Source organism: Halopseudomonas formosensis (genome assembly GCF_900115905.1).
In the GTDB taxonomy this organism is placed as follows: domain Bacteria; phylum Pseudomonadota; class Gammaproteobacteria; order Pseudomonadales; family Pseudomonadaceae; genus Halopseudomonas; species Halopseudomonas formosensis.
In genome coordinates, this window is record NZ_FOYD01000014.1 from 1 (window position 1) to 18,573 (window position 18,573).

Consider the following 18,573-nt stretch of genomic DNA (forward strand, 5'->3'; position numbering starts at 1 on the left):
GTGCGCATGGTTCTGGAGAACCTGAAGGACTACCCCTCCGAATGGGCAGCCATCGAATCCATTGCGCCCAAGATTGGCTGTGTCCCCCAGACGCTCAGCCTGTTCAACGGCGCTCTGGGGCAGGTGAGGGTTAATGCGGCGAATCGCTGCCTCAAGATCTGCCAGCAACAGCACCTGCCGGTAATCGGCCCGTTCCGGGGCGTCACCGTCCGGTGCAAGGTCTGGCCCAGAGGCGACCTCCCAGCCACCCTCGGCGAACCATTGCAGGCATTGTTGTTCCAGCTGATCTTCCGTCATGCATCCTTCCTATTTCCCTTCACCTCTGACATCGGCAGGCTCTTTCAGCAGCAGGAAATGCTCAATCAGCCGGATCATCAGGGTTTTCTGACCCGGCAGGCTTTCCGCCACCAGCAGCGCCAGGGCCACCAGGGTGTTGTCATTAATCAGTTGTTCTACCGGCCGCGCCAGCAAAGCGGCGTTGCGGCGCAGATACCATAAGAACAGAAACGAGCCGCAGCGCTTGTTGCCGTCGGCCAGCGGGTGATTCTTGATGACGAAGTAGAGCAGGTGAGCGGCGCGGGTAGCCACGTTCGGATAAAAGAGCTCATCCCCAAAGCCCTGCTCGATCGTCGCCAATGCAGAGGCCAGGCCATCACCCCGCAACTGGCCGAACAGCTCCGTGGCCTCGCCCTTGGCGATCAGAGTCTGCTTGAGCTCGCCAATGGCCTTGAGCGCTTCATCCAGCTCCAGCGGCCGCATATCCGGCTGCCTGATGCCAACTTCGGTCAGCTGCTGCTCATCGTAGCCTTGCAGCAGGCTCCAGGAGCGGGCGTAATCGCTGATCACCCGGGCGACAGCCTCGCCTTCATTGGATACCAGGCCCTGATTGGTGAGGGTGCGGCTCAGCAGGTCAACGGCCTGCTCAAACTCAATGCCGCGCTCGGCCAGCCGGTGCTGGTTAAGGGTGTAGCCTTGGACCAAGTGTTCCTTGAGTATCTGGGTGGCCCACTGGCGAAATTGGGTGGCACGCTTGGAGCTGACCCGATAACCTACAGAAATAATGGCATCCAGGTTGTAGTGTTTGACGCGGCGCCGAACCTGGCGCTTGCCCTCCTGGCGAACTACCGAGAAATCCTCGGTAGTTCGATCTTCCTCAAGTTCGCCCTCTGAAAAGATATTCTTCAGGTGCAAGCCGACGTTGTCAGTAGAGGTGTCGAACAGGGCGGACATCTGGCTCTGGTTAAGCCAGACCGTTTCACGATCCAAGGCCACTTCCAGCTGCGCCTGGCCGTCAGTTGAGGTGAAGATTCTTACTTGTTGTTCAGCCATGACAGTTCCTTGTCGTTATCAGCTAACGCCTAAAAGGCCGAAAGCCAGTCGTATTCCATCGCGAGTAATCCGGGCATCAGTCATCCGCCGCAACCACCGTCCAGACTCGCTTTAGTGGCAGCTGGGCTTTTAGCTCATCGTCCAGCTTGTCGTATACCGCGAACAACTCATCCAGCAAGTCATCCTGAGACCATAACCGCAGACGGAAGAAGCTGCTGGCCATGTCCTTCTGCACATTCTGTTTGAATCCGCCCCAAGCGACAAACAGACCATGGTCGGCGTTGAACTTCGACATGGCTCCCAAGAGCTTGTCCACAGTGGGCCTGTCCACCGTTCCAGTGCCGGACTTCACCTCCACACAGATGGTTTGGCTACCGAAGCCCATCATGCCGTTGGAAGCCAGAATATCTGCACCTCCGTCCGCGCCTTCGGGGCTTTGCCAAATGGTGTAGCCCTGCGCTTTGAGGATGGCTCCTACCAGTCTGGTTAACTCATGGCCTTTGAACTTCTGCTCAATCAGGCTGACCACCTGTTGCTTGGCCAGGTCTGCCAGATTGAAATCGAAGCCGTCGTCACCGGACACATCATCGGCATCGTGATTAGTAGGCTGGCCGGTATGCTGGATCACTGACTTGGTGTTCTCAGCCTGCCAGCCAGCCTTGTGCATGGCCTGCAGGCGCAGCAGTGCGTTGTTACGCCGGATGCGGCAGATGGTCATGAACGCGCCGAAGCTGTACAGCAGATCTTGCCCAAAGTGCGAGCGGGGGATCTCCTGCCCAAACCACTCGACGGATCGCCAGTGGAAGAAAGGATCCGGGCCTTGGGCGTTATGAACGTAGTCCCCTGTTATCTTCCCGACATACACAACAGGCTGTTTTTTGGAGGGGAGCACCACCCAGTCACCGGCTTGCATCGTTTTGACGAATGGCCAGATTTGGCTGCTGTGGTTCTGTAACCGCTTCAGCTTTTCATTCGGGTAAGTCTGCTCAAGGAGTTCCAGGAGGGACTGCCGGTTATCCAGTTTCGACAGATCTTCACCCAGTTCGTCCCAGGTCAGATAGATTCGGCCTTCGTCCAGGAACTTTTGTTCGAACTCGCCATGAGATCCTGCTCGGGTTAGCCAGAGTTCCATCAAGTTGCCTCCCGCTCTGCTCTTTGCGGTTCTGCTACAAGTTGATCTATCGTGCTGGGCATGGAGAGCTCACCCGACAGGAGCTTTGGCAATAAAGTGTCCCGTAGCGACTCCAACGAACGGCTCTCTTGTACTTTTTCATTAATAAGAGTGAATAACGGGGTTGCCTGACCTGCGTAAGCATCAATCAGAGCTTTCGAGGGCAACGCGAGCGGATACTCTGGTACTGCGTTCTTTGCTAGATGCAGAACAGTCGTGCCCGTTGTATGTGCCTTCGTGTGATACTGAAACGTATCCGTCTTGGCGAGACCATATAGGTAAGGTTTAAGGGCCGAGTCGACGGGGCGAATTACAGCAACGTCTAGTGATATTACTAGGTGCTCATACCTCTCATCTCCAATGACCATTGCTGGCTTACCAATCACATCGGCAGCTTGAGTTACGTCCGTGTAGGCAATGATTAAATCACCTGCCATCACCTCCTGCTGTGATTTATATTTCCCAGTGTATTCTTTCAGGCCATCAAGCCGGTAGCCGCCTCCCCGGTTAAAGGATTTCAAGGTCACCAAGGCTGTTTGTGAAGGTTCTAGCTCGGCGCTTTTATAGGACTTACCCTTCACGATTTCAGCTATTTCGTTGACCCTGGTTACGTTCCACCCCTCCGGAATCTCCCCCAACTCACTTTCCTGCATAGCCGAAGGAAACAGTTCGGCGGTGGTGCGAAGCTCGGTGTATTGCTCGGGCTGTTCGGCCTGGAGGCGGGTTAGCTCAGCTTCGCCTTTTCCGGAAATGGCCTGCATGGCGGCGCGCAGGGCGTCTTCCTCGCTGCCCCCGGCTTCCAGTGCGGCGATCTTGGCTTTGACCGGCTCGAAATCGACAAACCAGCTTTTGAAGATGGCCTGGGCCATCTGTTCGAGGGTTTGGTTGATTTGAAGGTTGACGTTAATTTTATGCTCAAGGGCAGCCGCGGTCTCGACGATTGTATTACGCTCGACTTGGGGCGCAATCGGAATTGGAAGGCTTCTAATGTCCTTCAGGTTGAGCGTTTTTTGAACCGTCGTGTTGAGCCTTGCATCGATTAAATGTTTGGCTGTGCTGCTTAACAGAACGTACCTCAACCAAGGACGAATAGTAGGATCTTTTAGTCGGACTACAGCGAGTGCTCGAGCAGCATTCCAGCCTGCCATGCTGTCATCGACGATTGCGCAATCGCCGGGGTTGCCTACGAGCGTGATCAGCAATTCGTTGCCGCATAGGCTTGTCCTGCGGTACTCATGGTTAACTAATTCGCTAATACGAAAAGCTGGTTCAGCAACGACTGCTCCGTTTTTTACATCTGAGACTTTGATCAACGGAACACCGGACTCATCGTGGCTTCCTGGATACATTACCCCTACCGCGATCGATTTGGGCCCGGCAAGCAGATCTTCAAATCGGACAAAACTCCAGTGAGCAGGTGCTCTGCCACCTGCATCCGTCCAAATTTCTCTTAATTCAGAGCTCATACCCAAGCCCCCCAAGATTCCGCTTGATCTCAGCTTCCAGTCGCGCACTTTCCGCAAACTGCTCCCGCAACTGCTGGGTCAACCGCGCCATCTTCTCGGCAAAGGGCTCGCCATCGTCTTCCTGTTCTTGAGCGCCGACATAGCGGCCTGGAGTCAGTACAAAGTCATGCTTCCTGATCTCGTCCAGGCTGGCGGATTTGCAGAAGCCGGCAACGTCCTCATAGCCTTCGCCCCGCTGCCAGGCATGGAAGGTGTCAGCGATTCTGGCGATATCGTCCTTGCTGAAGTCCCGCAGCACCCGGTCCCGCATAAAGCCCAGGTTGCGGGCATCGATAAACAGGAACTCCTGTCGGCGGTCACGCTTCTTGTCGTCACGCACCATGCCGTTGGCCTTGTCCTTGGTCAGGAGCCAGATGCAGGCGGGGATCTGGGTGTTGGTGAACAGCTGGCCGGGCAGGGCGACCATGCATTCCACCAGGTCCTCTTCCACCAGCCGCTTGCGGATTTCACCTTCGTTGTTGGTGTTGGAGCTCATGGAGCCGTTGGCCAGCAGCAGGGCCATGCTGCCGGTGGGGGCCAGGTGGTGAATCATGTGTTGCATCCAGGCGAAGTTGGCGTTGCCCCTGGGTGGGGTGCCGTACTTCCAGCGCACGTCATCGGCCAGGGACTCACTCCACCAGTCCTTCATATTGAAGGGTGGGTTGGCCATGACAAAGTCGGCGCGCAGGTCCGGGTGCTGGTCGTCGAGGAAGGTGTCGGCGTTCTTCTTGCCGAAGTTGAAGTCGATGCCGCGGATGGCCATGTTCATGGCCGCCAGCTTCCAGGTGGTGGGGTTGGATTCCTGGCCGTATACGGAGATGTGTTTCTTCTGTTCGGCGGCGTCGTAGTGCTGCTTCTGGGCGTGTTCTTCAATGAACTTGTCGCTGGAAACAAAGAAGCCGCCGGAGCCCATGGCCGGGTCATACACGCGCCCGGAGTAGGGCTGGAGCATTTCCACGATCAGGGTGACGATACTTTTTGGGGTGTAGTACTGGCCACCCTGCTTGCCCTCGGCCAGCGCAAACTGGCCCAGGAAGTATTCATAGACATGGCCGAGGATGTCCTTGCTGTGCAGGTTCAGCTTTTCGCCGTCGAACACCGGCTTGGTAAAAGAGGTGTCTGAGAAGGTGTTGATCAGCCCCAGCAGCTTGTCGTTTTCCAACTGGTACTGGCTGATGCGGTTGAGAATGCCCTTCAGCTTGGCGTTGCTCTTCTCGATCTCTTCCAGAGCGTTGTCGATCAGCCAGGACACCGAGCGAAGCTTGACCTCGTTGCCGGCATCGTCCTGCCAGAGCACGGTGCCTGCAGGCAGCACGGCCTTCTCCTTCAGGGTGCTCCAGCGGGCGGGTCTGGGGACCCAGAAGATGTTGGCCTCGCGGTAGTAGTCGAGTACTTCCAGCTCTTCCTGCAGGGCTTGCTGGTATTCCTCATCGCTGCCGAAGTCTTCTCTGGGCAGGTAATAGATGTTGTCGTCATCGTTTTGCTGGAAGAGCTCCAGCAGTTGTTGCTGGCGTTCTTCAAAGGCATCGGATACGTATTTGAGGAAGATCAGCCCCAGTACCACATGCTTGTAGTTGGCAGCGTCCAGGTTGGCGCGGAGCTTGTCGGCGGCTTTCCAGAGCTTGTCATCCAGTGCCTTCAGAAACTGTTGTTCTGAGCTGTTCATCATTCCCTCATGGTGTTCAAAGCGGTAGTTCCCTGTTGCTGTGCAGAGCCTGACCGGGGTCGGGGTTTCCGGGCGGTCAAGGGGTATGGTCAGCCTGTGTCTACAGGGTAGCGGAGCAGTGAAGCTCTGCTCCAGGGCAAAGCCCGACCTTAGGCCATCTGATATTGAGCTGCAATTGCTTTGGTATCTCGGCTGTGCGGTGAAAGAGCTGAGGACGCAGGGAGGGTGGACACAGGGAAGTCGAGAGAGGGGAATTGAATCGCGATGCTGAAGAGAATATGGCGCACCCGACAGGATTTGAACCTGTGACCCCTGCCTTCGGAGGGCAATCTGGTACAGCGAGGCGAGTATGCTTCGCTAGGCGTAAATCGGCTCTAAGGTGCATGGTATCTGGCTTAGAGGAAAAAAGCCACTACCCGATTAACATCGCCTCATATCGCATATATCCAAATGGATTGGGCACATAAAACGAGTTTTGGCACATCGCGTTTTGACCTCTAGCCGCGTTTGCCAAATCAGAATCAGACTAACAGACTTTCCTTTGATGTGGCTAGTATCCTGGCGAGTGCGCCAATAGTCTTTGAAGTCTTTATGGTCCACTCAGTGAGGCTGCAATTATACGCGTCCGCACCTGTCGGACAGGGAGCAACTGCCTTGCTTTCCGCAGACATTGCCTAACCAACCTGATGCTAACCACGATGACACGTTGCAGCGGTTGGCTTCGGAATCCACTTGGTTTCCACCAAGTTTGCTTAGCATTGCTTCGCCATACCTCTTCACTGGCACCTATTCTGCACCGTCAATCCTGCTAAATCCCAGTTGCGCAGCAGGCTGTCAACACACAATCACCGCGTTACCACTCCACTTCCCCCGGTTTAGCACTGCGTATCCCGCAAAAGCTTTGAGCGGTGGGTTAGGGACGGGCATGACACATATGAAACGAACCTTAGACTGCGGGTTTTACTGTGGAGGGCATGGGATGAGGTATTTGGGGTTCACGCTGATCGGTGGTGGCGCTAGCTTCAGGGATAGCTACATGGCTCTGGGGGAATGAATCGCACCGGGTTTCGTGGAGGCCTCAACTCTTGAGAGAATGAGGCATGAAGAAATCCAATAGCTATTCCCCTGAAGTCCGTGAACGTGCTGTGCGCATGGTTCTGGAGAACCTGAAGGACTACCCCTCCGAATGGGCAGCCATCGAATCCATTGCGCCCAAGATTGGCTGTGTCCCCCAGACGCTGCATGGCTGGATACGCAAACACCAGACTGATATTGGCCACCGCCCTGGTCAGACGACCGAGGAACGAGAACGCATCAAGGCTCTGGAACGCGAGAATCGTGAGCTGCGTAAGGCAAATGAGATTTTGCGCTTGGCCAGTGCTTTTTTTGCCCAGGCGGAGCCCGACTGGCCGGCACCCCGGCGCCGCAACAAACCCTGAACGCCTTCGTTGACGAGTACCGTGACCGCTACGGAGTCGATCTGTCGGGTAATCCAGATCGCTCCGTCCGGTTACTACCTGCATGCAGTCAAAGCCCGACAACCCGAACTGCGAAGCGCCCGTGCCAAGCAGGACGAGCTGTTGAGCGATGAAATCCAGCGAGTCTGGGATGACAATATGTAGTGCTATGGCGTAGTGAAAGTCTGGAAGCAACTCAAGCGTGAGGGCATTGATATTGCGCGATGCACGGTGCAGCGGCTGATGTGTCAGCTGGGCTTGCAGGGCGTTCGACGTGGTCATGTGATTCGCACCACGATACCTGATGGGCGCGTGGTCTGCCCTCTGGATAAGGTCCGGCGTCAGTTCCATGCGGATCGACCAAATCAGCTGTGGGTATCCGACTTTACTTATGTTTCAACGTGGCAAGGCTGGCTATACGTCGCCTTTGTGATTGATGTTTTTGCCCGGCGAATCGTTGGCTGGCGTGTGAGCAATAGCATGCGAACAGACTTCGTTCTGGATGCCCTGGAGCAAGCGCTGCACGCTCGACAGCCGAGTCGCATGGACGGCCTGATACACCATAGCGACAGGGGTAGCCAATACGTCTCCATCCGATACACCGAGCGTCTCGCTGAGGCAGGCATAGATCCCTCTGGAGGCAAAGGCGATAGCTATGACAACGCTTTGGCTGAAACCATCAACGGGTTATACAAAGCGGAGCTGATTTATCGGCAGTCCTGGCCTAGTCGCGAAGCAGTGGAAATCGCCACTTAGAAATGGGTTCACTGGTACAACCACCAGCGGTTGCTGAGTTCGATTGGGTATATACCACCGGCATAAGCCGAGGCAAACTTCTACCAGCAACAATCCGGTCAGACCATTGGCGGCCTGACTTAAACGAAATGGCCTCCATAAAACCCGGTGTGATTCACTGGGGTAAATTGGTCGCGTTCGACCTGTGTATGCTCAAGATCCACTAACCCTTGCGTAGATTTTTGCGTGTGGGCCATTTACCTGTGATTCCCAAGCTTTTGGTGTCTCGTCGAAGTCAAACTCGGCATAGTCCACAGTGATATTCTCCGTGGTGGTGATATCCAGTAAGCGTTCCCAGATTTTGCGACGATCCGCCGGAGGGCGCTGACCGGTACCGATGCATGAAAGCGTTCTGAATAAAAGATCAGCTATATCCAGGTTGAGTTGCCGTCCCGCACCGGTGCCGACGGTAACGATGCGTGCTCCCCACCGCGTTGCCTTCAATGCATTTAGCATGGGCTGACCACACACCAGATCAAGCACTACGTCGTAACCTTCTCCTGCTTCGGCTTTGAGTGCCGCCACATCAGTTTCATCGCCTTTGAGGCATACCGTAGCGTCGGTAATTCCGCGTTCTTTCAAGCGTGCCAGAGCTGCTTCGCTTCGGCCTGCGGCAACGACCTTGCCCGCTCCCAGATAACGGGCAAGCTGCAGGGCGATTTGCCCGAGCGTGCCGGTACCGCCGAGGATCAATACGGTCTCACCGGGCTGAATCTTTGCGGTTTCCAGTGGAATCAGCGCGCCGGTTCCGGCGATACCCATGGTAATGGCGGTGCGGTCATCGATATGGTCCGGCACATCCCAGACTTCCTCGGCAGGGACCAGTGTGCGTTCGGCCCAAGCGCCAAAAGGCAATACAGAACGTTCGCCGAAGTAAACTCGCTTGCCTTCCGCCGTGCGCCCGACGCCTTCGCCCCGGATGACGCAGGGATAGGCTACGCCCAATCGATACGCGCCGAGCACGTCCCAGCCGCCGAGGCCAGCAGTATCAACATCGATCAGTATCGCGCCGTCCTGGGCTTCCGGTTCCTTGAAATCCTGCATGACGGGAAGGGCGCCGCGTTCGGTAATGACAGCTGCTTTCATTGTTATTCTCCTTTTGTCGACAAATGCGCGAGGTAGAAGCTCCGGCTATGTTTGGCATGTTTGTGCGCTGTAGTGGGATATGATTCTGCAGTAAGATTTATATTCTGTCAAAAGAACGCAGGGTGGCGAATGAAGGACTCTAAAAGTCTCTTCGCGATACTCTGATCCATGCGCCCGCACTTGGTGAATCGGATGAGTTGGTTACATAACCGCAAAACGCAGTTCAAAATCTACAAGGGTTCTGCAGCTGGCTGGGGTGCATTGCTGAGCGTTACCCATGCGTGGCTGAACAGCGAACAGCCCATCAAGAACATCAAGGCGTTGCTCAGAACCAATCAACAGGGAGGCTTTGATTGCCCCGGTTGCGCCTGGGGTGATTCACCGGAATCCGGTGCGGTCAAATTCTGTGAAAATGGTGCCAAGGCGGTCAATTGGGAAGCGACCAGCCGACGGGTGGACGCCAAGTTTTTCGCTCGGCACAGCGTCACCCAGTTGCGTGAGCAAAGTGCCAGCGCAAAGGCAGCATCCCAACTGATCGGAAGATACCGGTCGGTCGCTGCGTCGTAGCGCACAGGTTCCGTCAAGCGCCCCTGGCGGCGGCTTACTATCCTGAGATAAATCCGCTGGTTCCGCTGGACAGTTTCGGCGTGGACAGTTTCACCCGGCATCAAAATTTATACCGATCAAACTGTTGCCTGGAGAGAGGGGAGCGAAGCTCGAATTAACTGAAGCCTGAAAGCTTCATGCGTTGCATTATTCCCATTCGATTTCAGTGAGCCTGGTAGGAAGTGTTCACGAAGGTTGGTGGATCTGGGCGAGCCGAGGGACTCCATGGAGTATGATCGGCCGCTGAAGTAGCTTACCCGGCGGCCTTTCTTCCAGTGCTGTGCCAGTCAGTGCTCGCTGATGCAGCTGGCTACTATCTTGTGGCCATCAAGGTCGCGCACATAGGCTGCGTACACATTCGGCCCCACATCTCTGAATCCGGGTGCGCCAGCATCCGTACCTCCCGCTTGCAGCGCACGCTGGTGGAACTCATCGACTGCGGCTCGGTTCGCTGCTGCAAAGCCTACTGTCAGGCCATTGCTTACACTGGCTATGTTACCGTCGGCGGGCTTTAGCACGACGAAGCGCGGGCCCGCGCCGCCCCAGAGCGATGCTGTTTCCTTATTACCAAGGTTTTCATAACCCAGCGCACCAAGCACTGAATCATAGAAGACGCGGGCGTTGGGCAGATCGTTGGTGCCTACAGTGATATGTGAAAACATAGGATAGTTCTCTTGGTTGGAGCGCCCTGAATCGCGCTCAATCGTTTAAAAAAGACTTCTGAGGCACGCTGTGAGGTTCAGCAATCCAAGCCGAGTAATGTGGCGACGTCTCGACGCAGCTCCGCACCAGCGCTGTAGGGAACTTTTCCGCTGTTCCCCCCCCCGGCTCTCACTGAATCCAGCGTTTATCAATCACGCTCTATAGCCAGCGCAACGCCTTGTCCACCACCGATACACAGCGTCGCCAATCCTTTCTTGGCATCACGCCGCGCCATTTCATAGAGCAGGGTTACCAACACACGGCAGCCGGATGCACCAATGGGATGCCCCAGGGCGATAGCGCCACCGTTGACGTTGACCTTCGACACGTCCCATTCCAGTTCCTTGCCGACCGACAGGCACTGGGCGGCGAAGGCCTCGTTGGCTTCGATCAGGTCCAGTTCCGCGATAGACCAGCCGGCTTTACTGAGGCATTTCTTGCTGGCGGGCACCGGTCCGATACCCATGATCGCCGGATCGACCGCTGCGCTGGCATAGCCCTTGATACGAGCCAGCACCGGCAGATTCAGCGTCTTCGCCTTGTCCGCCGTCATGAGCATGACTGCCGCTGCGCCGTCATTCAGGGTCGAGGCGTTGCCTGCGGTGACGCTGCCGTCTTTTTTAAATGCCGGACGCAGACCCGCCAAGCTGTCTTCAGAGGTGTCGGCTCTGGGTTGCTCGTCGGTATCGAAGGCAACGGGATTGCCCTTGCGCTGGGGAATCATCACCGGGGTGATTTCATCCTGAAAGCGTCCGGCACTGATTGCCGCATTGGCGCGCTGCTGAGAGAGCAGGGCGTAGGCGTCCTGATCCTCACGGCTGACCTGATACTGGCTTGCCAGGTTCTCGGCGGTGATGCCCATGTGGTAATCGTTGAAGGCGTCGGTCAAGCCGTCTTTCAGCAGGCTGTCTTCGAGCTGGGCATGGCCCATGCGCAGGCCGGTGCGCGCCTTGGGCAGCACGTAGGGCGCCAGGCTCATGCTTTCCATACCGCCGGCAATGATGATCTCGGCGTCGCCACAGCGGATCGCCTGGATCGCCATGTGCACGGCCTTGAGGCCGGAGCCGCACAGCTTGTTCAGCGTCAGCGCCGGAGTACTGAACGGCAGACCGGCATTGATCGCCGATTGACGGGCCGGGTTCTGGCCGCAGCCGGCAGACAGCACCTGGCCGAGAATGACTTCATCCACCTGGCTGGCGTCCAGGCCGGTGCTGCTTATTAACGAGCGGATGACGGTGGCGCCCAGTTCAACGGCAGGCACGTTAGCCAGCGCGCCTTGAAAACTGCCGATGGCGGTACGCGTTGCTGCGACAATGACGACGTCTTGCATGATCTTTTCTCCAAAAAAAACGTGGCTACCGCGATGGTGAGCCACGTAAAACCTTCAACGGGCAGCACTCCCAGGGCAGCTTGTTCAGCTGCTCCGGAAATCAGTGAAACCTATCCCCTAGGGTCGGCTAGTGTTTGCTTTGGTATTGCTCGGTCAACACCGGGCAGCCGGTGGCTTCCTGCAATGCCTGGACGGTGATACCGGGCGCCAATTCGAGTAGCTCCAGGCCGGCGTCGGTAATGTCCAGCACGGCGAGGTCGGTGATGATCCGGTTGACCACACCCAGGCCAGTGAGCGGCAGTTCGCACTGCTTAAGAATCTTCGGGCTGCCGTCCTTGGCGTTGTGCTCCATCAGCACCACGACGCGCTTGACGCCGGCGACCAGATCCATCGCGCCGCCCATGCCCTTGACCATCTTGCCGGGGATCATCCAGTTAGCCAGATCGCCTTTCTCCGACACCTGCATCGCACCCAGGATCGCCAGGTTGATATGTCCGCCACGGATCATGGCGAAGGAGTCGGCACTGTCGAAGAAACTGCTCCCGGGCAGACTGGTAACAGTCTGCTTGCCAGCGTTGATAAGGTCAGGGTCGACCTTGTCTTCCTCCGGGAAGGGGCCAATGCCGAGCAGGCCATTCTCACTCTGCAGCCATACATCCATGCCTTCGGGGATGTAGTTGGCCACCAGCGTAGGCAGCCCGATGCCAAGGTTTACGTAGAAGCCGTCAGCCAGTTCCTGAGCAGCTCGTTGCGCCATTTGTTCGCGTGTCCAGGCCATGATCAAGCGCTCCGTGTTGTACGTTTTTCGATACGTTTTTCCGGATTGGCATTGAGCACAATCCGCTGCACATAGATTCCCGGCAGGTGAATCTGATCGGGGTCGAGTGAGCCGGTTTCGACGATTTCTTCGACCTCGACGACGCATATCTTGCCAGCCGTCGCGGCGAGGGGATTAAAGTTTCGCGCGGTCTTGTTGAAAATCAGATTGCCGGATTTATCAGCCTTCCAGGCTTTGATTAGCGCTACGTCGGCTGTCAGGGAAGTTTCCATCACATACCATTCGCCGTTGAACTGGCGGGATTCCTTGCCCTCGGCGGTCAGCGTGCCGTAGCCGGTTTTGGTATAAAAAGCCGGAATACCAGCACCGCCAGCCCGAAGCTTTTCTGCAAGTGTGCCTTGGGGAGTAAATTCGAGTTCCAACTCGCCTGAAAGGTACTGGCGCTCGAACTCTTTGTTCTCGCCCACATAGGACGAGACCATCTTGCGAATCTGGCGGGATTCAAGCAGCAGCCCAAGCCCGAAACCGTCAACACCAGCGTTATTGCTGATAACGGTAAGATCCTTCTTCTGCGTATCGCGCAGGGCTTCGATCAGCGCTTCGGGAATACCGCACAACCCGAACCCGCCGACCGCCAGCGTCATGCCGTCGTCGACAAGCCCGGCTAGAGCCTCCCGAGCGTTAGGATAGATTTTGTTCATTGTTATAGATGCTCCTCTTCCCGTTAAAGTGTTTCGTCATTGATCGAGCTGGCTGCTTTTGGCTTTGGCAACACGCGAGCCGGACGGCCGGTTCAGCAACCTGCTAATTCGGTTCCCGGCCTGAATCAGCGCGTCCAGGTCTATTCCAGTGTGGATACCCAGGCCATTGAGCATGTAGAGAACGTCTTCGGTGGCGACATTGCCGGTGGCGCCCTTGGCGTAGGGGCACCCGCCAAGCCCGGCAACCGAGCTGTCGAATACCTGGATGCCTTCCAACAGTCCCGCGTAAATATTGGCCAGCGCCTGCCCGTAGGTATCGTGAAAATGGCCGGCCAGTTGATCACGGGGAATATGCTGCGCAACGGTTTCAAACAGGTTGCGCGTGGCGCCGGGCGTTCCGGTGCCAATGGTGTCGCCCAAGGAGATTTCGTAGCAGCCCATGGCGTGCAGTTCGCGGGCTACGTCGGCCACCTGGCTGGCGGCGATCTCGCCGTCATAGGGGCAGCCCAGCACGCAGGATACATAGCCGCGTACCCGCACGCCGGCTTCGGCTGCCGCGCTGATGACAGGTTCGAAACGCTGTATGCTTTCGCTGATCGAGCAGTTGATATTGCGCTGTGAAAACCCCTCGGAGGCCGCGGCAAACACCGCCACTTCGTCAGCGCCGGCTTGTAGAGCCAATTCAAAACCTTTCAGGTTCGGCGTGAGCGCCGCGTAAGTTGTGCCCGAGCGCCGCTGAATTCCGGCAAATACTTCCTGTGAGCCGGCCATCTGCGGGACCCACTTCGGCGAGACGAAACTGCCCACCTCGATGTAGCCCACCCCGGCGTTACTCAGGTCGTCGATCAAACGGATCTTGTCACCGTTGCTCACCGGCTGCGCTTCGTTCTGCAGGCCATCACGCGCGCCTACTTCGACCAGTTTGACCGAGGCGGGCAGGCTCATTGCGTTTCCTCCATTTCCACCAGCAGGGTGCCCTCGGCGATCAGCTCGCCTTCGGCGCAGAAGATTGCCTTCACTGTGCCGGCTTCGGCTGCGCGAATGCTGTGTTCCATCTTCATCGCTTCGAGCACCAGCAGCACGGCGCCAGCCTCGACCTGTTGGCCTGGCTCGACCATGACGCGTACGACGCTACCATTCATCGGCGCCTGCAAACCACCGGCGTGCTGATGGGAATGGTCCACTTCCGCAATCGGGTCAAATCGGTCGATCCGCTGCCAACTGTTATGCCACTGCAGATACAGAGCGCCATTGCTGATCAGCAGGCGGTGGCGGCGGGTCTGCTGCGCCTCGGTGACCAACAGCGTCTGGGTAGTCGGGCAATACGAGCAGCCGGTTACGTCTACGGCGGCAAAGGGCTGGTCCAGCTCGCCGCAGCGAAGGTGCAGACGACTCTGTGGGGGCAGTCCGGCGCGCCAGCTGGTCAGGTCAGTCCAGGGGCTGAATTCTGCTGCGCCAGATCCAGGTGCTACGGACGAAGCGCCCGGCATTGCCAGCAACCAGGCCTTCGCTGCGGTGCGCCAGAATTGCTCATCGAGTGATTCAGACGCGGGCAACAATTGCTCGGCATGACGCGGAATAAAACCAGTATCCAGTTCCGCCAGAGCGAAGGCGGGGTGGCCTAGAATACGAGTGAGGAACTTCAAGTTGGTCTGCACCCCAACTATTACGGTCTCGCGCAGCATATCCAGCAGGGACAGGCGGGCCTCTTCCCGCGTCTCGCCCCAGGCAATCAGTTTGGCGATCATCGGATCGTAGAAAGGCGAGACCACGTCGCCTTCGGTAACACCGCTGTCGACACGGCGGCCCTTGCCGGCGGGTGGTTCGCGATACAGCTGCAAAGTGCCGCTGGCCGGCAGAAAGTCGTTGTCAGTATCTTCAGCGTACAGGCGCACCTCAATGGCATGCCCCATCAGCGGCACTTGCTCCTGAGTCAGCGGGAGCTTTTCGCCCTGGGCCACCCGCAACTGCCAAGCAACCAGATCCTGCCCGGTGATGGCTTCGGTGACTGGATGCTCAACCTGTAGGCGGGTGTTCATTTCCATAAAGAAGAATTCGCCGCGTACGTCCAGAAGAAACTCCACCGTCCCGGCACCGACGTAGCCGATAGCCTGAGCCGCTTTCACTGCCGCATCGCCCATGGCCTTGCGCAGCTCGGGCGAAAGACCAGGCGCAGGTGCTTCTTCAACCACCTTCTGGTGACGGCGCTGGATCGAACAGTCACGTTCGTTCAGGTAAATACAGTTGCCGTGCTGGTCGGCAAACACCTGGATTTCCACGTGGCGGGGCTGCAACACGTACTTTTCCACCAGCATGCGTGCATCGCCAAACGAGGACAGGGCCTCCCGTTGCGCCGACGCCAAGGCTTCAGCCATATCCGCTTCGCGCTCGACCACCTTCATGCCCTTACCGCCGCCACCGGCGGTGGCCTTGAGCAACACCGGGTAGCCGATGCGCTTAGCAGCCGTTACGAAGGTCTGCAGATCCTGTTCGTCGCCATGGTAGCCAGGCACCAGCGGCACGCCGGCCTTTTCCATCAACGTCTTGGCCGCTGACTTGCTGCCCATGGCATCGATGGCCGAGGCGGGTGGCCCGACGAAGATCAGGCCCTGTTCTGCGCAGGCACGGGCAAAACCGGCATTCTCGGACAGAAAGCCGTAGCCGGGGTGAATCGCCTGGGCACCGCTGGCGTGGGCGGCGGCGAGAATCTTGTCAACCAGCAGATAGCTGTCCGCTGGTTTCGCACCACCAAGCCCGATGGCTATGTCGGCTTGCAGGACGTGCTGCGCCTGACGGTCAACGTCACTGTATACGGCTACACTGGTAATGCCCATCTCTTTGGCCGTGCGCATGATCCGGCAGGCAATTTCGCCGCGGTTTGCGATAAGCAGGGTATTGATCATTTTTGTTCGTCCCACATCATGGCGAAATTTATGTTGGTCTGTGTTCATTGTCTTATTCGGGCAGCTATCAGCCTGGCTGCCATGCCGGTTTGCGCTTTTCCAGAAAGGCGCTCAGGCCTTCCTGGCCCTCAGCGCTGACCCGGATGCCGGCAATGGCCGCTTCGGTATAACTACGGACATCGCCGGTTAGTTCACCGTGCTTGACGGTCTGCATCAGTGCCTTGGTCGCGCTCATGGCCTGGGGGCTGTTCAGCAGCAGGTTATCGACCCACTCCTGCAGCGCTACGTCCAGCTTCTCGGCTGGGTAGCATTCGGCGAGCAATCCCAGTTCCTGCGCCCGTTCACCGCTGAAACGCTCGGCGGTCAGGGCGTAGCGGCGCGCCGCCCGTTGCCCGATGGCCTGCACCACGTAAGGACTGATAACCGCGGGAAGAAGGCCGATACGCACCTCGGACAGACTGTACAGGCTGTCATTGGTGCCGATGGCGATATCGCAACAACTGATCAAACCCAGCGCACCACCAAAGGCTGCCCCATGTACCACGGCCAAGGTCGGCAGACTGAGCTGCGCCAGACTGGCCATCAGTTGCCCCAGTTTTTTGGCGTCAAGCAGGTTGGCTTGATAATCGAGCCTGGCGCATTCCTGCATCCAGGCTAGATCGGCTCCGGCAGAAAAGTGCTTGCCGCGCCCGCGCAGCAGGAGAAACCGCAGTCCTTCAACGGCCTGAACCTCGTCCATCGCCGTCAGCAGCTCGCTGATCATCTCGGCATTGAACGCGTTGTTGCGTTCGGGCCGGTTCAGCCACAGGGTCGCTACGCCGTTGTCGCTGTATTCGAGCTCGATTGTCGTGAAGCTGGTCATGGCTTTCTCAATCCGTGTTGTGGCAGTCAGCCGCCTGGGTTAAGCGGCGGCTGAAGCAATCACATTCTGAACACCCCGAAGCGGGTCGGTACAATAGGCGCATTTAGCGCGGCGGATATCGCCAGCCCCAATACGTCGCGGGTTTGCGCCGGATCAATTACCCCGTCGTCCCACAACCGTGCGCTGGAATAGTAGGGATGACCCTGCCGCTCGTACTGTTCGAGAATCGGCTTGCGCAGCGTCTGTTCCTGCTCGGCGCTGAAGATCTCGCCGGCGCGCTCAGCCTGCTCACGCTTGACCTGCACCAGCACGCCTGCAGCCTGTTCGCCGCCCATCACCGAAATGCGTGCATTGGGCCACATCCATAGGAAACGAGGATCATAGGCGCGACCACACATGCCGTAGTTGCCAGCGCCGAAGCTGCCGCCGATGATCACGGTAAATTTGGGCACCTGGGCGCAGGCCACGGCGGTGACCAGTTTAGCGCCGTGCTTGGCGATACCGCCCGCCTCGTATTTCTGGCCGACCATGAAGCCGGTGATGTTCTGCAGGAATAGCAGCGGAATGCCGCGCTGGCAGGCCAGTTCGATAAAATGCGCGCCCTTCTGCGCGGACTCGGCGAAGAGGATGCCATTGTTCGCCAGGATCGCTACCGGATGCCCGTGCAGATGGGCAAAGCCGCACACCAGCGTGGTGCCATACAGCGCCTTGAATTCATCGAACTGGCTGTCATCGACCAAGCGGGCAATTACTTCGCGCACGTCAAAAGGTTGCTTGGGATCGGCCGGGATGATGCCGTATAGCTCGTCGCTGGCGTAGCGCGGGTTGATTGGTGCGCGGCAGTTCAGTTCACCCTGCTTGCGCCAGTTCAGATTGGCGATGCAGCGGCGGGCCAAGGCCAAGGCGTGTTCGTCGTTCTCGGCATAGTGATCGGCCACGCCGGAGGTCTTGCAGTGCACATCGGCGCCGCCCAGATCCTCGGCGCTGACCACCTCTCCGGTGGCAGCTTTGACCAACGGTGGGCCGGCGAGAAAAATGGTGGCCTGGTTGCGCACCATGATGGCTTCGTCCGCCATGGCCGGCACATAAGCGCCGCCCGCGGTGCAGGAGCCCATCACCACGGCAATCTGCGGAATGCCCTGGGCGCTCATGTTGGCCTGGTTGAAGAAGATGCGACCGAAATGTTCGCGGTCGGGAAAGACCTCATCCTGGCGAGGCAGGTTGGCGCCGCCGGAATCCACCAGATAGATGCATGGCAGACGGTTCTGCTGGGCAATGGTCTGCGCGCGCAGATGCTTCTTCACCGTCAGCGGATAATAGGAGCCGCCTTTGACCGTTGCGTCGTTGGCCACGATCATGCACTCGACGCCTTCCACGCGCCCGATGCCAGTGATCAGGCCAGCCGCCGGCACGTCTTCGCCGTAGACTTCATGGGCGGCCAGCTGACCGATTTCGAGAAACGGCGAGCCGGGGTCCAGTAGGGCATCGATGCGCTGGCGCGGCAGCAGTTTGCCACGCGACAGGTGGCGCTCCTGGGCCTTGGCCCCGCCGCCTTCGGCAACGCGCACCAGCAGCTCGCGCAGTTCCGTCACCAACGCCTGCATCGCCGAGCAGTTAATTGCATATTCCGGCGCATTGCGGTTGATTTGACTGTTGAGAATACTCATGGATGCATCTCTTTT

The 18,573-nt window shown here is 57.8% G+C and carries 13 protein-coding genes, 1 tRNA gene, 4 pseudogenes and 1 other annotated feature; of the genes and pseudogenes, 2 read left to right on the top strand and 16 right to left on the bottom strand.

The window, feature by feature from the left end; genetic code table 11:
* Nucleotides 1–96: 96 nt before the first annotated feature.
* From BM046_RS16445 to BM046_RS14600, 6 genes and pseudogenes are all read right to left on the bottom strand, one after another.
* Nucleotides 97–297 (bottom strand): annotated as a pseudogene (locus tag BM046_RS16445) (type I restriction endonuclease); the annotation flags it as partial.
* A gap of 9 nt (nt 298–306) precedes the next feature.
* On the bottom strand, nt 307–1,329 hold the full coding sequence (gene rhuM / locus BM046_RS14580) for a virulence protein RhuM/Fic/DOC family protein (RefSeq protein WP_090540769.1): 1,023 nt from the start codon (nt 1,327–1,329) through the stop codon (nt 307–309).
* A gap of 76 nt (nt 1,330–1,405) precedes the next feature.
* The gene (locus tag BM046_RS14585) at nt 1,406–2,461 is read right to left on the bottom strand and encodes a restriction endonuclease (protein ID WP_090540771.1); all 1,056 of its coding nucleotides are present in this window, start codon (nt 2,459–2,461) and stop codon (nt 1,406–1,408) included.
* Nucleotides 2,461–3,966: a restriction endonuclease subunit S gene (locus BM046_RS14590; RefSeq protein WP_143084206.1), complete on the bottom strand. Its 1,506-nt coding sequence runs from the start codon at nt 3,964–3,966 to the stop codon at nt 2,461–2,463. Before BM046_RS14590 ends, BM046_RS14585 begins: the two co-directional genes overlap by 1 nt.
* Nucleotides 3,956–5,674 carry a class I SAM-dependent DNA methyltransferase gene (locus BM046_RS14595; protein ID WP_456236160.1) on the bottom strand — a complete coding sequence of 573 codons (1,719 nt, stop codon included), beginning with the start codon at nt 5,672–5,674 and terminating at the stop codon, nt 3,956–3,958. The genes BM046_RS14590 and BM046_RS14595 overlap by 11 nt, the downstream gene beginning before the upstream one ends.
* Nucleotides 5,675–5,950: 276 nt before the next feature.
* Nucleotides 5,951–6,024 (bottom strand) — tRNA-Arg (locus tag BM046_RS14600).
* Nucleotides 6,025–6,771: 747 nt separating this feature from the next.
* Between BM046_RS14600 and BM046_RS14605 the strand changes: the two are divergent.
* Nucleotides 6,772–7,950: pseudogene (locus BM046_RS14605) on the top strand (IS3 family transposase).
* Nucleotides 7,050–7,176: a sequence feature (AL1L pseudoknot), on the top strand. (Overlaps the previous pseudogene by 127 nt.)
* Before the next feature lie 126 nt (nt 7,951–8,076).
* Here the strand turns inward: BM046_RS14605 and BM046_RS14610 are convergent.
* Nucleotides 8,077–9,009 carry a quinone oxidoreductase family protein gene (locus BM046_RS14610; RefSeq protein WP_090540777.1) on the bottom strand — a complete coding sequence of 311 codons (933 nt, stop codon included), beginning with the start codon at nt 9,007–9,009 and terminating at the stop codon, nt 8,077–8,079.
* A 192-nt stretch (nt 9,010–9,201) separates the two neighbouring features.
* Here BM046_RS14610 and BM046_RS14615 point away from each other — a divergent pair.
* Nucleotides 9,202–9,516: pseudogene (locus BM046_RS14615) on the top strand (CbbBc protein); the annotation flags it as partial.
* Nucleotides 9,517–9,518: 2 nt separating this feature from the next.
* Here the strand turns inward: BM046_RS14615 and BM046_RS16620 are convergent.
* The 9 genes and pseudogenes from BM046_RS16620 to BM046_RS14655 all read right to left on the bottom strand — a co-directional run.
* Nucleotides 9,519–9,602: pseudogene (locus tag BM046_RS16620) on the bottom strand (hypothetical protein); the annotation flags it as partial.
* A gap of 300 nt (nt 9,603–9,902) precedes the next feature.
* Entirely contained in the window at nt 9,903–10,277 is a 375-nt protein-coding gene (locus BM046_RS14620; RefSeq protein ID WP_090540779.1) for a VOC family protein, read from the bottom strand.
* Between the two features lie 188 nt (nt 10,278–10,465).
* Nucleotides 10,466–11,647, bottom strand: a complete 1,182-nt coding sequence (locus BM046_RS14625) for an acetyl-CoA C-acetyltransferase (RefSeq protein ID WP_090540781.1) — start codon at nt 11,645–11,647, stop codon at nt 10,466–10,468.
* A 127-nt stretch (nt 11,648–11,774) separates the two neighbouring features.
* Nucleotides 11,775–12,425: a CoA transferase subunit B gene (locus tag BM046_RS14630; protein ID WP_090540783.1), complete on the bottom strand. Its 651-nt coding sequence runs from the start codon at nt 12,423–12,425 to the stop codon at nt 11,775–11,777.
* Nucleotides 12,426–12,427: 2 nt separating this feature from the next.
* Nucleotides 12,428–13,126 (bottom strand): CoA transferase subunit A, encoded by a 699-nt coding sequence (locus BM046_RS14635; RefSeq protein ID WP_090540784.1) that lies wholly within the window; start codon nt 13,124–13,126, stop codon nt 12,428–12,430.
* A 36-nt stretch (nt 13,127–13,162) separates the two neighbouring features.
* The gene (locus tag BM046_RS14640) at nt 13,163–14,071 is read right to left on the bottom strand and encodes a hydroxymethylglutaryl-CoA lyase (RefSeq protein WP_090540786.1); all 909 of its coding nucleotides are present in this window, start codon (nt 14,069–14,071) and stop codon (nt 13,163–13,165) included.
* Nucleotides 14,068–16,029 carry an acetyl/propionyl/methylcrotonyl-CoA carboxylase subunit alpha gene (locus BM046_RS14645; RefSeq protein WP_090540789.1) on the bottom strand — a complete coding sequence of 654 codons (1,962 nt, stop codon included), beginning with the start codon at nt 16,027–16,029 and terminating at the stop codon, nt 14,068–14,070. The genes BM046_RS14640 and BM046_RS14645 overlap by 4 nt, the downstream gene beginning before the upstream one ends.
* A gap of 67 nt (nt 16,030–16,096) precedes the next feature.
* Nucleotides 16,097–16,891 carry a gamma-carboxygeranoyl-CoA hydratase gene (locus BM046_RS14650; protein ID WP_090540791.1) on the bottom strand — a complete coding sequence of 265 codons (795 nt, stop codon included), beginning with the start codon at nt 16,889–16,891 and terminating at the stop codon, nt 16,097–16,099.
* 59 nt (nt 16,892–16,950) lie between these two features.
* Nucleotides 16,951–18,558: a carboxyl transferase domain-containing protein gene (locus BM046_RS14655; protein ID WP_090540792.1), complete on the bottom strand. Its 1,608-nt coding sequence runs from the start codon at nt 18,556–18,558 to the stop codon at nt 16,951–16,953.
* Nucleotides 18,559–18,573: the final 15 nt, after the last annotated feature.

What these genes read in the sequence shown, in the direction of transcription:
- BM046_RS14585 (WP_090540771.1), bottom strand. Translation starts at nt 2,461, where the DNA reads ATGGAACTCTGGCTAACCCGAGCAGGATCTCATGGCGAGTTCGAACAA.
- BM046_RS14640 (WP_090540786.1), bottom strand. Translation starts at nt 14,071, where the DNA reads ATGAGCCTGCCCGCCTCGGTCAAACTGGTCGAAGTAGGCGCGCGTGAT.
- BM046_RS14590 (WP_143084206.1), bottom strand. Translation starts at nt 3,966, where the DNA reads ATGAGCTCTGAATTAAGAGAAATTTGGACGGATGCAGGTGGCAGAGCA.
- BM046_RS14625 (WP_090540781.1), bottom strand. Translation starts at nt 11,647, where the DNA reads ATGCAAGACGTCGTCATTGTCGCAGCAACGCGTACCGCCATCGGCAGT.
- BM046_RS14595 (WP_456236160.1), bottom strand. Translation starts at nt 5,674, where the DNA reads ATGATGAACAGCTCAGAACAACAGTTTCTGAAGGCACTGGATGACAAG.
- BM046_RS14655 (WP_090540792.1), bottom strand. Translation starts at nt 18,558, where the DNA reads ATGAGTATTCTCAACAGTCAAATCAACCGCAATGCGCCGGAATATGCA.
- rhuM (WP_090540769.1), bottom strand. Translation starts at nt 1,329, where the DNA reads ATGGCTGAACAACAAGTAAGAATCTTCACCTCAACTGACGGCCAGGCG.
- BM046_RS14610 (WP_090540777.1), bottom strand. Translation starts at nt 9,009, where the DNA reads ATGAAAGCAGCTGTCATTACCGAACGCGGCGCCCTTCCCGTCATGCAG.
- BM046_RS14635 (WP_090540784.1), bottom strand. Translation starts at nt 13,126, where the DNA reads ATGAACAAAATCTATCCTAACGCTCGGGAGGCTCTAGCCGGGCTTGTC.
- BM046_RS14650 (WP_090540791.1), bottom strand. Translation starts at nt 16,891, where the DNA reads ATGACCAGCTTCACGACAATCGAGCTCGAATACAGCGACAACGGCGTA.
- BM046_RS14620 (WP_090540779.1), bottom strand. Translation starts at nt 10,277, where the DNA reads ATGTTTTCACATATCACTGTAGGCACCAACGATCTGCCCAACGCCCGC.
- BM046_RS14630 (WP_090540783.1), bottom strand. Translation starts at nt 12,425, where the DNA reads ATGGCCTGGACACGCGAACAAATGGCGCAACGAGCTGCTCAGGAACTG.
- BM046_RS14645 (WP_090540789.1), bottom strand. Translation starts at nt 16,029, where the DNA reads ATGATCAATACCCTGCTTATCGCAAACCGCGGCGAAATTGCCTGCCGG.